The organism is Chloroflexota bacterium, assembly GCA_020850535.1.
In the GTDB taxonomy this organism is placed as follows: Bacteria; Chloroflexota; UBA6077; order UBA6077; family JACCZL01; genus JADZEM01.
The window spans coordinates 1-15,193 of the sequence record JADZEM010000016.1 but is presented as its reverse complement, the minus strand read 5'-3'; the positions used below and the strand labels follow the sequence as shown (position 1 = coordinate 15,193).

Below are 15,193 nucleotides of genomic sequence, written 5' to 3'. Positions count from 1 at the left end.
GTCTGGACCGTCCGATCTCCGACGATCGGATGCGTAGAGTTGCTGGTCAGATGCGAGCAGACGCCGCGATCGCTAGCCCTTGACCGCCCCCGCCGCCAGCCCGGCCACCACGAAGCGCTGCGCCAGGAAGTAGAGCAAGACCACCGGCAGCGAGGCGAGGATCGCGCCGGCCATGATCGCGCCCCAGACGTACTGGTCGCCGACGATCATCCCCGAGAGCTTGACCGGCACCGTCTGCAAGGCTGGCCGATTGATAAACACCAGCGCCAGCAAGAACTCGTTCCAGGCGCCGGTGAACGTGAAGATCGACGCGGCGACGACGCCCGGGGCGGCCAGCGGCAGCAACACCCGGATCATCGCGCCGATCCGCGAGCAGCCGTCGATCATCGCCTGCTCTTCAAGCTCGGCCGGGATACCCCGGAAGTAGCCCATCAGCAGCCACGTCGCGAAGGGGATCGAGAACGAGAGGTAGGTGAAGATCAGCGACTGGAGCGTGTTCGCCAGCCCCAGGCCGTTGACCACCAGGAAGAGCGGGATGTAGATCAGCGTGGTGGGCAGCAAGTACTTGAAGAGGATCAGGCGGGCCACCCAGACCCGCCCCCGGAAGCGCAGCCGCACGACCGCGAAGGCCGCCAGCACGCTCATCGAGATCGCCACGACCGTCGCGGTGGTCGCGACGATCAGGCTGTTCTGGATGTTGACGAAGAACCGCTCCCCGACGATCACCCGCTGAAACTGGATCAGTGTCGGCTGGCGCGGGATGTAGGAGAAGTCGTCGTAGATCTCCTTGTCCGTCTTGAAGGCCGTGACGACCATGCTGTAGAGCGGCAGCGAGACGAAGGCGGTCAGCAAGACGACCACCAGAGCGGCCGGCACGGCGTTCGTGATGCGGCCCAGCGGGCTGCCGGCCGGCCGGCTGATGGCGCGGCTGCTACTCATCACGGCTCATCACCCCGCTCAAGGCCACGATGAAGAGGCCGAGGATCGGCAGGATCAGCACCGGCACCGCCGACGCCTCCCCGAGCCGCATGTTGACGATGCCCATCTCGTAGGCCAGCACCGTGTAGACCATCGTGGCGTCGGCCGGGCCACCGCCAGTCAGCAGGTAGATCGGCTCGAAGGCGTTGAACGTCCAGATGGTCGCCAGCATCAGCACTACCAGGATCACGTGCCGCAGCCCTGGGATGGTGATGTAGAGGAACTTCTGCCAGCCGTTCGCGCCGTCCACGGCGGCGGCCTCGTACTGCTCCGAGGGGATGTTCTGGAGGCCGGCCAGGAACGCCACCCCGAAGAACGGGAAGCTGCGCCAGACGTGGGCCACGATCACCGAAGGGAGGGCCATCTTCGGGCTGCTCAGGAACTCCAGCGGGAACGAGATCAGCCCGAGATCGGTCAGCGCGTAGTTGAGGACGCCCTGAAGCGGGTCCAGGAACCAGCGCCACATCATGTAGGCTACGAAGCCGGGGAGGATCCACGGCACCAGGAAATAGGCCCGCAGAACGTTCCGCCCGAAGAAGGCCCGGTTCAGCACGAGCGCCATCGCCATGCCGAGCGCAAACTTCAGGACGATGGCGACGACCGTGAACACCAGCGACTGCTGGATGGCCCGGAGGAAACGCGGCGACGACACGACCTGCGTAAAGTTCGCCAGCCCGACGAAGGTAGCGTCCCGGCCGATGCTCTTGTCCGTGAAGGCAATCCAGATCGCCGTGAGCATCGGCCAGACCACCAGCACCAGCATCACCAGCAGGACCGGCGAGAGCAGCAGCCAGCCCAGCACCGGCTCGCGCTGGAAGAGCGGGCGTCTGCCGGCGGCCGGCTGCGTCGGCGCTTGCACCGAGACGCTGGGCGATCCGGCGGCCATCTCAGGATTTCTCGTACTTCTTGTAGATCGTGCTGATCTCTTCGGCGGCGACCTGGAACGCCTCCTCTGGCTTCTTGCCGTCGCTGATGCAGGACTGGAGCATGCGCGGGATCACGAAGGCCGTGTTCATCTCGGCCCAGGCCTGATTCTGGGTGTCCGGCCAGGCGGCCGGCTTGCCGGTCTTCGCAAGATCGACGCGGACCTTGAGCCAGCTCTGGTTGAACGCCGGATTGTCGTAGTGGGCCTCGGTCGTCGGCCCCCACTGGGACTTCGGCCAGTACTCCTTGAAGTACTCCTTGTCGTACAGGAAGTACAGCAAGTCCAGGGCCTTCTCACGGAAGGGGCTGTCGGCCTTGACGCTCATGGCGACCGCCCCGACCGGCTGGACATGCATCTTGGGGCCGGCCGGCTTCAGGTACGTCCCGACGCCCGGCAGCATGTCCGGCTTGTTGTCGCGGATCCAGGCCGGGATGCTCAGCGGGTTGAAGGCGAACATCGTGCGGCCGGACTGGAAGGCGTCGTTGTCGCCGGTCTGATCCCAGGTCAGCACGCCCGGCGGGAAGACCTTCTTCGTGTTGTAGCCGTCCAGCACCATCTGGATGACTTCGACCGCCTCCTTCTGGAAGTTGCCGAAGGTCACCTGCTTGCCGGCGTCGTCGGCGAAGCGGACGCCGTAGGACTGCAGCACCTCAACCCAGAGGTTGGCGTCCGAGGTGTTGCTGAGCGCCTGCCCCAGCCCGAAGAAGCGCGGCGGCTTCTGGGCCTTGGCGGAGTACTCGAACAACTCCACCCAGGTCTTCGGCGGCGGCGTCAGGCCGGCGTCCTTGAGCAGGTCGTCCCGCGAGATCATCAGGTTGGCCGAGGTGCCGATGGGCAGGATGTACTGCTTGCCGTCCGGCCAGGTCGAGACGGCCGTCGCGCCCGGCGCGAACTTCTGCTCGCCGTCGATCTTCTTGTAGAGCGCGCTCAGATCGGCGATCAACCCACGCGGCTGGAGCAGCTGGGTCCACTCGTCGCCGGCTTCCAGCACGTCGGGCATCGTCTTCGACTCGATGGCGGCCGGGATGCGCTTGCCGTAGTCGCTGGTCCCGATCTCGACGACCTCGACCGGCACGTTGGCCTGCTTGCCCCAGGCCTGGATGCGCTCGGTGCGGTACTTGTCGAACGGGTCGAGACGGGTCTTGTACATCCAGAAGATCAGGGTGCCGGCCGGCGCACCGGCGGCCGGCGCCTGGGCAGCCGGTTTGGCCGCCTCGGCTGGCTTGGCAGCCTCAGCCGGCTTCGACTCGGCCGGTTTGGCCGCCTCGGCCGGCTTGGCGGCCTCCGCTGGCTTCGCCACCGTGGGCTGGGGCTGGGCGGCCGGGGCTGCTGGCACGGCAGTGGCCGCTGGCTTCGCAGGCTCGGCCGGCTTGGCGGGGGCCGCCGCCGGCTGGCCGCAGGCCGCTGCCAACGGAAGCGCTGTCGCCGCACCGATCCACAGCAGCACCTGCCGACGGCTCACACGTCGGGCGACGGAAGGGGGCGCACCCTGAGCTTCGGGTTGCATCATCGCATCTCCCCGCCTGCGCGCACGCCAGTCACCACAGACTGGCTGCCACAGCATCTTAGATATACACGCGACCATGCATGTACTGTCCGCGTGCACACGATAGCAGCGCTCTGATACCGTGTCAAAGCACTTTGGGCGTCGCTGAAAGGTTGTAGCACTCACCGTTTGCGCTATTTCCACAGCCGGAGTCGCAGGAAAGCAGTGAGGAGCGGCGCTGCACGTGCTGGGCCGTTCTCACCAGACTGGGCGCCCGTCAGCGAGGACGCCGGCCAGCCCAGACATGTCGCGAGGTGGCGGATGAAGATCGTCTCTGTCGAGCCCATGCTGATCGACCGGTACCTGTTCGTGCGGATCACGACCGACAAGGGGCTGGTGGGGGTCGGCGAGTCCGGCACCTGGGGCCATCTTGAGGCCTCGGCGGCGGCCATCGCCAAGTTCGGCGACTACCTTGTCGGCAAGGACCCGTCGCCGATCGAGCACCACTGGAACGTGATGTACCGCTCCGGCCACTTCCGCGGCTCGGCGATCATGGGCGCGATCTCCGCCATCGACATCGCCCTCTGGGACATCAAGGGCAAGTCGTTCGGCGTGCCAGTGTACGAGCTGCTGGGCGGCAAGACCCGCACCAAGGCGCGGGTCTACTACCACGTCAAGGGGCCGACCATCGACGCCCAGGTGGAGAAGTGCGTCGAGGCGAAGGAGGCCGGCTACACGGCCGTCGGGCACCTGAACCCGTTCCTCGACGAGGCCCGCAGCCAGACCTACTTCCAGACCCACGCGGCGAAGATCGAAGGGGCCATCGAGAACGTCCGCCGCTACCGCGAGGCGGTCGGGAACGACGTGGATCTCTGCCTGGAGATCCACCGGCGGCTCTCGCCGGCCGAGGCCATCGTGCTGGGGCGGGCCATCGAGCAGTACCGGCCGATGTTCTACGAAGACCCGATCCTGCCCGACAACTTCGACGCGATGGCCGAAGTGGCGAGCCAGATCGGCATCCCCATCGCCACCGGCGAGCGGCTGATGGGCATCCACGAGTTCCAGATGCTGCTGGAGCGGCGGGCGACCCAGTACGTGCGGATCTGCGTCTGCGTGGCAGGGGGGATCTCGGGCGCGAAGAAGATCGCGGCGCTGGCCGAAGCGCACCACAAGTTCGTGATCCCGCACAACCCGCTCTCGCCGGTCAGCACGGCAGCCTGCTTGCAGCTCGACGCATCGATCCCCAACCTGGCGATTCAGGAGCTGCCGGACCACGCCGACGAGACGCCGGACAAGGACTTGCTCAAGGAGCGGCTGCGGGTCGAGAACGGCTTCCTGCTGATTCCTGAAGGGCCAGGCATCGGCGTGGAGCTGATCGACGACGTGCGCGAGAAGTTCCCGCCGAAGCCGCGCCCGGTCGGCACACGGCTCAACGTAGACGGGTCGGTGGTGGACCAGTAGACAGTGGTGGACCAGTAGACACTGGCGCAGGCCGTCATCTCGTGCAAAGCGTGCGTGCTGCCCCCTGTCATCCTGAGCGCAGCGAAGGACCTCACCCGCTGACCGTCATCTCTCGCGTCAGCGGGTGAGGTCCTTCGCTACGCTCAGGATGACAGGGGGCTCAGGATGACAGGGTTCTTCCGCGCAGCGGTCTTGATAATCTGCCTATCCAGATGGGTGGCCCGTCAGCCGCGGGTGCGCTCGGGGATGCCGGCGATGAGCGCTTCGGCCTGCGCCAGCACGGCCTCGGCCGGCTGATCCAGGTCGACCGCTCGCCCGAACGGCTGCGGGATGTCCTTGTCGGTTGCCCAGTACACCTCGATGCGGTTGCCTTCAGGGTCGAAGAAGTAGATCGCGATGGCGATGCCGTGGGTGATCTCCCGCTCGACGGTCACGCCCTCAGCCTGCAGCAGCCGGTGGAACCCGAGCAGGTCCTCCAGGCTGTCCACGTGCCAGGAGATCTGCTGCACCACCTGGGCATCCTCAGGGCCGGTCCGGCCCCGCATGATGACGAACTCGTGGTGCTCCTCGTGGGGCCGCGAGCTGAAGAAGACCATGCCGCGCCCGGCGTCCTCATCGGTGACGGTCAGCCCGAGGACGCGGGTGTAGAAGGCGCGCATGGTGTCGAGATCGCGAACGAAGATGCCGGTGTGTCCGAGGCGCGTAACGCGAGGCATGCTGATCCTCCTCGATCAGGAGATGCTGGCAGCGATGCCAGCTCGTCACGGCGGTCTATTGAGCGAAGGCCCTCACCCCCGACCCCCTCTCCCGCGCACAGGCCCGGTGGCTCGACTTGGTCCGGGGGGTGAGGGCCGCCCGTCACTTCGCGTACTTGCCGCCGGTCTGCGGCGTGGCGTCCTCGTGGCCCTGCTCCTGGCGCTGGAGCCGGGTCTCGCGGGCCCAGGTCCGCTTGAGGTCGTCCTTCACCTTGAAGGTCAGGCGGCCCAGCCCTTCCGTCTCGATCTCGACCGTGTCGCCGTCCATGAACGGGTTCAGCCCACGATGGTTGGTGCCCGTCGCCAGGATGTCGCCGGCTTCGAGGGTGTGGATCGAGGTCACCCACTCGATGCACCGCGCGATCTTGTGCGCCATGTCATCGGTGTTGAAATTCTGCATGACGACGCCGTTGTTCCAGAGCTTCACCTGGAGCTTCTGGGGATCGGCGATCTCGTCGGCGGTCACGAGGTACGGCCCGATGGGCGCGAACGTCTCGCGCGACTTCATCTGGTAGAAGGCCGGAACGCCTCTGGCCGAGCCGTCCACAAAGTTCATGTAGCCGAAGACGTACTTCAGTGCGTCGGCGGCCTTGACCTGGGTGGCACGCTTGCCGATGACGATGGCGACCTCCGCCTCGCCCTCGAAGATGGTGGCCGGAATGTCAGGCAGCACCATCGTGTCGCCGTTGCCGATGATGGCGTTCGGGGACTTCTGGAAGGCGTTGATCGGGGCCGGCTCGGAGCGGGTACCATCCTCCATATAGTTGACAGCCATGCAGACAATGGTGAACGGCTTCGGCACCGGCGGCCGGATCCGCACGCTGCTGACCGGCACGCCCGCGCCGCGCTCGACGGCCGCTTCCAGCTTCGGGCGGTACTCCGCAAACCGCTCGATCAGCCCGTTGAGCAGGTCGTGCGGCCCGAGATGGGGGATCTCCTGCACCACGGCGGAGACATCCACCACCGACTCGCCCTTGAGCACGCCGAGCTTGAAGTCGTCGAAGAAGAGGAGCTTCATAGGTACCCTCCTGCGCTGCACGCCCCGCTGCGTGTGAGCCTGCCCGATGATAGTGCGTCGGCGCAGCGGCAGGCAGAAGGGTGGGTGATCGGCTGAGATTGGCGGCGGTGTCGTCAGTCGAGGATGCGGACCAGCCCGGCGTTGCCGTCCACCTCGACGGTCTGCCCGTCCTGGATGACCGCCGTGGCGCGGGCCGTCCCGACGACGGCCGGGATGCCGTACTCGCGGGCCACCACGGCGCAGTGGCTCAGGATGCCGCCGGCGTCCGTGACCACCGCCGAGGCCGTCGCGAAGAGGGGCGTCCAGGGTGGGGCCGTAAACTCGGCCACCAGGACGTCGCCAGGATGGACCCGGTCGGCCTCGTCCAGCGAGCGGACCACGCGCGCCGTGCCCGTCACCTTGCCCGGCGAGCCGGCGCTGCCGCGCAGCTCGGAGGGCGTCTCGGAGGGGGGTGGCGGGCCGGCCCCGAACATCTTGACGATGGCCCGGCCGATGGGATCCTGGGGCGGCGGGCCAGACGGCGGCGTGCCCAGGCCCGGCGGCGGCGTCAGGGTGGCGGCGTGCGCCAGCTCGGCCTTGCGCTCGGCCACCAGCGCCTGCCGCGCCTGGCCCGGCAGGGCGGCGGCCGTCTCCCGCAGCTCGTCCAGGCTCAGCAGGAAGACGTCGTCAGCAGCGTCGAGCACGCCGCCTGAGGTCAGCCGCTTGCCCAGCTCCAGGATCACCAGCCGGACCTCGTAGGTCGTGCTGAAGTCGATCCAGAAGCCGTGCTCCTCGGACAGGACGTTGGCGACCTGCGCCGCCGCCAGCAGCCCCTCGAACTGCCCGACGACCGGGCGCGGGTAGCCCTGGAGCCGCTCGCGGGTCTCGGCCACCAGCCGCTCGCGCTCCTCGATCAGGGCGGCGCGCTCGGCGGCAAGGTCGCGGTCTGGCTGCTGGACATACTCCTTCAGATTGCGGAGCACCGATGCTGGATTCTCGATCCAGCCGGGCTGGCGCAGCCCCCAGGTGTCGCCGCGCCGCCCGAACGCCGACAGGAAGCCCTGCAGCTGGCCCAGGAAGGCGCGCCCCTCGGGGGTGGCCTCCAGCGCCGCCACGATCTCGCCGGCTGGGACGGTCTCGAAGACGGCGCGGACCGGCGGATCGGCCACGGCGTGCCGGCTGAGGCTCCACAGCTCGCGGTTGCTCTCGAGGGTCTTGTTGTCGAAGCCCTGAAGCAGTCGATACGCCTGGAAGGCGTCCTCGTCCCCGAAGAGGTCGCGGTAGAAGTCGTCAAAGAGGGAGATCGCCAGCAGCATCGGGAAGGCGATCAGGAAGTGGATCTCCCAGACACGCTTCAGCCTGTCCAGCGTCCAGTCGAGGTGGGCCAGCAGGGCAGGGGTATCCGCACCATTGAGATCGTACGCCTGCCAGGCGGCGAGGTACGCCTTCAGCTCCGGCAGGTACTCGCGCTCCCAGAGCTCACCCAGCCGCTCGATGACCGGCTGCACCTCGGCCTCGGCCAGCTTACCCTGAGCCTCCACCTGCTCGGGGGGAATGTGGGGCGCCATCGAGTCGTAGTGATAGGTGTTGAACCGCCGGACCGCCGCCCGAATGGGCAGCTGGTAACGTGCAGCCGCACAGTTGAAGCCGTGCTGATGGACGATCTTCACGAAGTTGTGATCCATCAGCGTCATCGGGTCGGGGAAGTGCATCCGATCCTGCTGCCAGAAGATGCCCGCATCGGATGGGTGCTCCCACTCCACCGGAAATGGCGCTGCGTTGGCGGTCCCCACCGCCGACTCAGGCTGCCGCTCGTCAAGCTGCGTCACTGTCCCTCCTGATGGCCCCGCGGGGCCTCCCACACGTCCACGTCGATCCGAGACCACGCCGATACACGAGCGCACCGCCGCCGGGTCAGCCGCCGCCGGGTCAGCCGCCGCCGGGTCAGCCGCCCGCCTGATGCGCCTGCCGTTCGCCTACCGTCCGGCGGCTGCCAGCGTCGTGATTGGGCGGCACTGGAGCAGGTAGAGCACGTCGTCGCGGTAGGCGCACTCGATATCCACCGGCCAGCCCATCGTCGCTTCGAGATCGCGGGCGAGGCCGGCCATCTCCCGAAGCTGCGCGTCCGACAGCGACGGCTGCCGGGCCATCAGGCGCGGCACGTCGACCTCGCGGGTGCCGCCAGCCACCGCGACCGTCATCTTGCGCTTCTCGGCGACGGTGCGCACCGTCACCTGCCAGCCGGCCGGATCGCCGGTCGCCCGCACCACGAAGGTGTCCGGCGTCACGCTGCCGCCCACGACGCTCTCGCCCAGGCCCCAGCTGGCGTTGACCACCACCTCGTCACGGTTGCCGGTCAGCGGGTTGGCGCTGAACACCACGCCCGAGACGTCCGCCACCACGAGCTGCTGAACCAGCACGGCGATGCTCGCGCCATCGGTGGCGAGGCCGTGCTGCCGGCGGTACTCCAGCACGCGCGGCGCACGCGCCGACTCCCAACAGCGGACGATCGCCGCGCCGACGGCCTCCGCGCCGATCACGTTCAGGTAGGTGTCGTGCTGGCCGGCGAAGGACGTCTCCGCGCCGTCCTCGTCGACCGCCGACGAGCGCACCGCGACGGACGGCTGGGCCTGACCGGTCTGCTCGGCCAGCCGCCCGTACGCCTCGGCGACCCGGCGCTGAAGGGAGGCCGGGAGCGCATGGCCGCCCACCACCGCCAGCTGGTGGGCATCCGTCGTCAGGCAGAAGCCGCCGGGCACACGGTAGCGGGCGGCCAGCCGGCTGAGCGGCGCAACCTTGCCGCCCACCAGCCCGCGCACCTCGGCGTGCGGCTCCCCCAACCAGACGATCTCGTGCCGCGCAGTGAGCGGCGCGCTCACGCTCGGTGCTGCTTGCCGCGCCGGTTCCGCCGCCATCTCACACCCTCCCTGCTGCGTGCTGCGTCGGCGTGTGCGGGCCACGTCGGCGAGGCAGAGGGCGTTATACCGCTGACAGCTACTCGAAGGCAGCGTTTTCCTCACGGTGGGTGACTCTCCGAGATGTCGGCTGCTTGACAGTGGCGCGCAACACGAGATCCCCTTCTCGCAGCCGCGACGACGGCGCGTCCGGTTGCGCTGCGTGGCGCGGTTTTGTCGAGCCATAAGAGGTAGCCCAAAACAGAAGGTTGCCTGCACGGCACAGTCAGGACGCTCAGCGAGTGCGAGCGGACGCGTCAGGCGGCCACGCTGGGCCGATGACCGGCCGCGCCGGCCCAGGCAGGACTGTGCTCCCGGGCACATCGAGAGTGTTCGGATGCATGCAAGGGCGTCGTCGTCTGGGGCACGTCTCGGCGCGGCCGGCCGGCACGGACACGACCGATCAGCCAACCAGACAAGGGGATGGGAAGGCGCATATGAGCGATATCGACAGCCGGACCAGCGGCAGCACGCTCCGTGCGGCGTGGACTCCGGCCCTCGGGGCGGCCATCGCGCGGGAGAACTTCTGGGATCCAGCAGGCCAGCCGGTCCGACGCGCGGCGATGGAGCAGTTCAATCAGATCCCCTTCGAGCGGCGGCGCGCCATCTTCCAGGCGGCGATGGATGCTGGCCTGACCGCCGAGGGCATCCTGGAGGCCGGTGCGCGCGGTAGCTGGCGGCAGGCGATGTGCGCCGTCGTGCTGGGCGAGCGCTTCCCCGGCGAGTGCCCGGACCTGAACCCGTTCATGCTGGCGGGCGAGGCTGGCGGCGTCTTCCGGGGCGGCGCGGACTGCCTGAACAGCTCGGCGCTCGGCTACTTCCAGTTCATCGCCCAGAAGCCCATCGAGAACGGGCAGCCCTTTTCTCCGTCGTTTGACTACGGACACTGGCGGGCCTACGGGCCGTTCCCGACGGACTACGCCCGCCAGACCGAGCCAGCCTCGCAGGTGCGCCAGTTCATCCGCGCCATCCGGGGCTCGCGGAAGCATCGCGGAGACCCGCTGAGCGTGGTCCGCCAGAAGGCCTCCGGAGACCACACCTGGGGCCCATGACGCCCACCAGGCCGGCTGACCGCGCCCTCGACGCGGTGTGGCGGGCGTTGCTTCGGCCCGCCACACGGGTTGGAAGGTGTCCAGGCGCCTGTGATCTGGCGCCTAGATCTTGATGCGCATCACGACCGCCTGATCTGGGCCAGCGTTGCCTGACAGATCGGCGCCCATGAAGCCAGCCACGATGACCGCCGACTTGTCTGGCGTCAGCGCAACGCCGTACCAGGAGTCGTTCGGGCCGCCGATGTCGGTGATGAGCTTGCCGCCTTCGCCGAACTCCTCGATGAGCTTGCCGTTCTGCGCGAGCAGAACCACCATCCCATCGATGTCGCTGGCAGTGCGCTTGCCGCTCCCAACCGCCACCAGCCGACCGTCCGGCAGCGCCAGGATGTTGCGCGCTCGGTCGTCGTCGTCGGCGATATTGATCCGGGTCACGCCGTCGCCGATGCCGAAGTTGAGGTCGCGCTTGCCGTCGCCGTGGAACCGATAGGCGACCAGGTCAACCTTCTCATTGGCATCCGCGCCGCGTCCGTAGCCTGCTGCCACGTAGTCGCTTCCGTGCCGCGTGACGTTGTAGGCCTCGGTCACGCCGGGGAGCACCGTGTCGGTGGCGATGCCGCCGTCGCCGAATGACGGGTCGAGGATGCCGTTCGCCGAGAGCCGGATAAGGACTGGCCGGACGACGCCGCCGCTGGACGAGTAGCCACTGGTGACGATCTTGGCGTCGCCCTGTACGATGATGTTGCGGGGGCTGTCACCGCTCTTGTTCAGGTCAACGACGACCATGCCGTTGGCCCCAAACTCAGGATCGAGCGCACCGTTGCTTGTGAGCCCGACCACCACGTAGTCGGTGTCGGTACGGTCGGGGCCGTCGGCGAGCTTCGAACCGAACACGATGATGCGGCCGCCCCGCATCGCATCCATGCCCCAGGACGTATCGCCGACAAAGGTCGTACCGGTGGTGACGCGGCCGGTCCCGAGGTCGATCCGAGCGATGCCACCCTGGCCGAAGGACGGATCGAGCTGTCCGCGCCGGTCGAACTGGACGACGGCGATGTCGGTATCGCGAGCGGCGTCCCCCGCCGCGCTGACATCGCGCTCAATCGGCCCCGAGATCAGGATCTTGTCGTTCTGCAGCACGACGCTGCGAGCAAGCTCGCCGGTCTTACCCGGGGAGACGTTGACCGACGCGATACCGTTCGTGCCGAAGGTCGAGTCAAGCGTACCAGCGGGCGTCAGCCTCGCCACCGCCATGGCCTGATCGCCGCCGACCGTAATGAACCCCGCCGCAAAGATGCCGCCGTCTGGCGCAATGGCGACGGCCATGAAGCGTGCGTTGCCATCCAGGGAGAGGCGGGCCATCCCGGCAGCGCCGAACGCCGTATCGACGGCTGCCGACGCTGTGCTCATCGGCTTCGGCTCGTTTGCGCCCGAGCTGGCTGGAACTGGCTCATCGTCGCACTGGGCGACGGCGGCTGACGCGGTCAGCATGAAGACCATAAGGACGGATATGACGGTACGCCAGATCGACATGGAGCTACTCCCACCCTCGGAAAGTCGACGCCTATTAGATACGGCTACAGTAGTTCATTAGGATCCACTGCATCAAGAGGTTCGTGGAGTCTGTTCTTTGCGTGCTGGCGTTGGAGCGAGACGATGGCGACTGCGATGCCCTCAAGATGCAGCGTGAACAGGCATCGTTCGATGTTGGCATTCTGAGCAAGGCCCGAGTGGAGACGCAGCCGTACGAGATCCGCAACCGGTCGCCAGGCTTCTGCGCGCTGCGCGACGCCCTGGCAACGCTCGCGGATGCAGCCGCCCGGGCACCCGAGCCGTAAGGTATGACTGGCTACCGCTTGATGACCTTCCGCGGGTCGCGGCTGAAGCTGTTCCAGATGTCGGGCGGCGCGCCCTGCCCGCGCCCGGGCAGCGAGCGGTAGTACTCGATGAAGGGGCGGTCGTCGCTGAGGATCGGGCCGGGGCCGACGAACTCCGCGATCTCGTCGCGGGTCGCCACGAACGCCTCGGGCACCTCCTCCACGCCGCCGAAGCCAGCCTGCCGCAACGCCTCTCGGGCGCGCGGCGACTCGAACCGCTTCGCCGTCTCGGCCATGTCCAGTTGGATCGGCTCGCGGCTGCCGATCACCAGATCAGCCGTCAGCCAGAGCGTGACGTGCGGGAAGACTGCCAGGTACGTCCGCAGCATCGTCTTGTACTGGTAGTCGTCGTGCGGGCCGATCCACTGGGCCATCACCCCGTCAGGCTTCAAGGAGGCCAGCGCCAGCCGGTAGTACTCGGCAGAGTAGAGGTTGGTGCTGCCAGCGTCGAGCGGCTGGATCGTGTCGGTGGTGATGATGTCGTACTTCTGGGTCGAGGTCAGCAGGAAGTTGCGGCCGTCGCCCATCCGAATCGAGAGATTCGGGTTGTGCATCACGTCGTAGTTGACCGCCGAGAACCGCTCGGCCCCCTCGACGATGGCATCCGACAGCTCGACCACCTGGACCCGCGTGCCCTCGTGCTGGAGGATCGAGCCGGCCGTGTGCCCCGCCCCCAGGCCCACGATCAGCACGTCCTGCGCCCTGGCGCGGACCAGCAGCGGCGTGTGTGCGATCTTGCGGTGGTACTGGACCAGCCCCGGCTCGTCGTTGGCCTGCCCGCGACTGTTCGTGTAGAGCGTCCGCACGCCCTCCGGGTTCCTGACGATGGACACCGTCGTCTCGATGCCCTCGCGGAACCACTCAACTTGCGAGTCCTTGAAGCGGATCGAGAACAGTGCATGGTAGAGGTCTGGCTTGGCGATCCACAGCACGATGAACGCCGCCGTGCCGGCCGCCGTGAGCACCGCCCGCGAGGGCAGCGTCCGCCAGTCTGAGGCCAGCAGCAGCAAGCCCGCCAGCCCGAGCGACGCCACCGAGAGCAGCAGCAGCGAGGCCTGCGTCCCGAGCAGCGGCAGCAGCACGAAGCCGCCGAGCATCGAGCCGAAGATCGCGCCGAAGACATTGACGGCGTAGATCTGGCCGAGCCGCTCCGACGACCGATCCAGCCCCACCGTGTAGATGCGGGCGGCCAGCGGGAACGTCGCGCCGATCATGAAGGTGGTCGGCAGGATCGTCACCGCCGCCACCACGAAATTGAAGTTGGTCGAGGTGGCCGCCAGCCGGCGCAGGCCGCGCGTCGCTTCGAGGAAGCCGCGGATCTCGGCAAGGTTCGAGACGGCCCAGATCGCCCAGATGCCGCCGATGGCGATGCCCAGCTCCAATGCCGCGAACAGCAACGGCACGTTCACCTTGCGCCGCATCAACGGCGTGACGACGGCGCTGCCGAGGGCGATGCCGATCAGCACCATCGAGAGCATCGTAACGAAGGCGTAGATCGAGGTGTCGAGCATCAGCGAGAGCATGCGGGTCCACGAGACTTCGAGCGCGAACGAGATCAGGCCGCTCAGGCCGTAGGCGACGAGCGTGGCGGTGCGGATGCGGGCCGAGTAGGCGGGCGTCGTGTCAGAGGACGTGGCGGCAACGGCGTCGTCGGACTCCTCGACGCGCGTCTCGCCCTCGCGGATCACGAACCGCTGGAGCAGAAAGGCGATCAGCCCGACCAGCGCGTTGACACTGGCGGCCAGGATGATCGAGGCGCTGATGCCGATCCCGCCGATCAGCCAGAAGCCGGCCAGCATCGTGCCGAAGATCGCGCCGAAGGTGTTCGCGGAGTAGAGCAGGCCGATGCGCCCGGGCAGATCGCCGTAGCGGGCCAGCGAGGACTTGACGATGATCGGCAGGGTGGCGCCCATCAACGTCGTCGGGGCGGCCAGCACCGCGAACGCCATGATAACGCGGACGACCGTCAGGATCGCTTCGCTGTCGCCGACGGATCGGGCAACGGCCGGGTAAGCTGACTGGAGCCACGTCAGGGCGCTCGGCGTGAGGATCGCCACCAGCGCCACGCCGATCTCGATGATGGCGTAGACCAGCAACGGACGCTGGATGCGCTCGGCCAGCCGGCCGCCGAAGAAGCTGCCGAGGGCCAGCCCGCCCATGAAGCTTGCCAGCACGACGGTCACCGCGTAGACCGTGATACCGAACGAGAGTGAGAGCATCCGAACCCAGAGCACCTGGTAGACCAGGCCGGACGCTCCAGACAGGAAAAAGAGGAGAACCAGCCACCAGACCAGACGGCTCGTTCGGTCAGCAGGGCGCGTTCGGACCGCCGGAGCGGCCGCAACGGTCGTCATGCAGGTGCCCGTCCTTAGAGAGGGAGCGTCTCGGGGGGCAACAGGCTGCTGCGTCCGGATCCGAGGCGGGCGCGAGTATAGCAGAGCGCCCCGCCGCCGCCCGTCTTTTGTCGAGTGCGAGCCAGGACGCCTGCACGTTGGGCACGTCGTGCAGCGTCGTCGGCGTTCCCAGAACGTCGCAAGATGCGCAGTCGGGGTTTGACTCTGGTTTCCGGTAGCAGCTGACGTCCGGGGCTGGCGGAGAGGAGGGGGACAGCAAACGAGCCACGCGGTGGTGTACCGTCGGGGTGTTCAGACTCGACGAAACGACCGGGTGGCTCGATGCAAGAGACAGTGTACCGGGTGATCGGGATGCTG

General features: G+C 67.7%; 12 protein-coding genes. 3 read left to right on the top strand and 9 right to left on the bottom strand.

Annotated features, from left to right (window positions below; translation table 11 throughout):
* Positions 1 to 72: 72 nt before the first annotated feature.
* The 3 genes from IT306_02880 to IT306_02870 are packed head-to-tail and all read right to left on the bottom strand — an operon-like array spanning position 73 to position 3,350.
* Entirely contained in the window at positions 73 to 939 is an 867-nt protein-coding gene (locus IT306_02880; protein ID MCC7367337.1) for a carbohydrate ABC transporter permease, read from the bottom strand.
* Positions 932 to 1,864: a sugar ABC transporter permease gene (locus tag IT306_02875; GenBank protein ID MCC7367336.1), complete on the bottom strand. Its 933-nt coding sequence runs from the start codon at positions 1,862 to 1,864 to the stop codon at positions 932 to 934. Before IT306_02875 ends, IT306_02880 begins: the two co-directional genes overlap by 8 nt.
* Position 1,865: 1 nt before the next feature.
* Entirely contained in the window at positions 1,866 to 3,350 is a 1,485-nt protein-coding gene (locus IT306_02870; GenBank protein MCC7367335.1) for an extracellular solute-binding protein, read from the bottom strand.
* A gap of 360 nt (positions 3,351 to 3,710) precedes the next feature.
* Between IT306_02870 and dgoD the strand changes: the two genes are divergently transcribed.
* Positions 3,711 to 4,850: a galactonate dehydratase gene (gene dgoD, locus IT306_02865; protein ID MCC7367334.1), complete on the top strand. Its 1,140-nt coding sequence runs from the start codon at positions 3,711 to 3,713 to the stop codon at positions 4,848 to 4,850.
* A 224-nt stretch (positions 4,851 to 5,074) separates the two neighbouring features.
* Here dgoD and IT306_02860 read toward each other — a convergent pair whose 3' ends face one another.
* From IT306_02860 to IT306_02845, 4 genes are all read right to left on the bottom strand, one after another.
* On the bottom strand, positions 5,075 to 5,566 hold the full coding sequence (locus tag IT306_02860) for a VOC family protein (protein MCC7367333.1): 492 nt from the start codon (positions 5,564 to 5,566) through the stop codon (positions 5,075 to 5,077).
* Between the two features lie 142 nt (positions 5,567 to 5,708).
* Complete coding sequence (locus IT306_02855) at positions 5,709 to 6,623, bottom strand: fumarylacetoacetate hydrolase family protein (GenBank protein ID MCC7367332.1); 915 nt, start codon at positions 6,621 to 6,623, stop codon at positions 5,709 to 5,711.
* Positions 6,624 to 6,736: 113 nt separating this feature from the next.
* The gene (locus IT306_02850; GenBank protein ID MCC7367331.1) at positions 6,737 to 8,431 is read right to left on the bottom strand and encodes a hypothetical protein; all 1,695 of its coding nucleotides are present in this window, start codon (positions 8,429 to 8,431) and stop codon (positions 6,737 to 6,739) included.
* A gap of 147 nt (positions 8,432 to 8,578) precedes the next feature.
* Positions 8,579 to 9,517: a PEP/pyruvate-binding domain-containing protein gene (locus IT306_02845; GenBank protein MCC7367330.1), complete on the bottom strand. Its 939-nt coding sequence runs from the start codon at positions 9,515 to 9,517 to the stop codon at positions 8,579 to 8,581.
* A gap of 476 nt (positions 9,518 to 9,993) precedes the next feature.
* Between IT306_02845 and IT306_02840 the strand changes: the two genes are divergently transcribed.
* Positions 9,994 to 10,608, top strand: coding sequence for a hypothetical protein (locus IT306_02840; GenBank protein MCC7367329.1), 615 nt, complete (start codon positions 9,994 to 9,996; stop codon positions 10,606 to 10,608).
* Positions 10,609 to 10,710: 102 nt separating this feature from the next.
* Here IT306_02840 and IT306_02835 read toward each other — a convergent pair whose 3' ends face one another.
* On the bottom strand, positions 10,711 to 12,138 hold the full coding sequence (locus IT306_02835) for a hypothetical protein (GenBank protein ID MCC7367328.1): 1,428 nt from the start codon (positions 12,136 to 12,138) through the stop codon (positions 10,711 to 10,713).
* Positions 12,139 to 12,221: 83 nt separating this feature from the next.
* Between IT306_02835 and IT306_02830 the strand changes: the two genes are divergently transcribed.
* On the top strand, positions 12,222 to 12,443 hold the full coding sequence (locus IT306_02830) for a hypothetical protein (GenBank protein ID MCC7367327.1): 222 nt from the start codon (positions 12,222 to 12,224) through the stop codon (positions 12,441 to 12,443).
* An 11-nt stretch (positions 12,444 to 12,454) separates the two neighbouring features.
* Here IT306_02830 and IT306_02825 read toward each other — a convergent pair whose 3' ends face one another.
* Complete coding sequence (locus tag IT306_02825) at positions 12,455 to 14,836, bottom strand: fused MFS/spermidine synthase (protein ID MCC7367326.1); 2,382 nt, start codon at positions 14,834 to 14,836, stop codon at positions 12,455 to 12,457.
* Between the last annotated feature and the right edge of the window lie 357 nt (positions 14,837 to 15,193).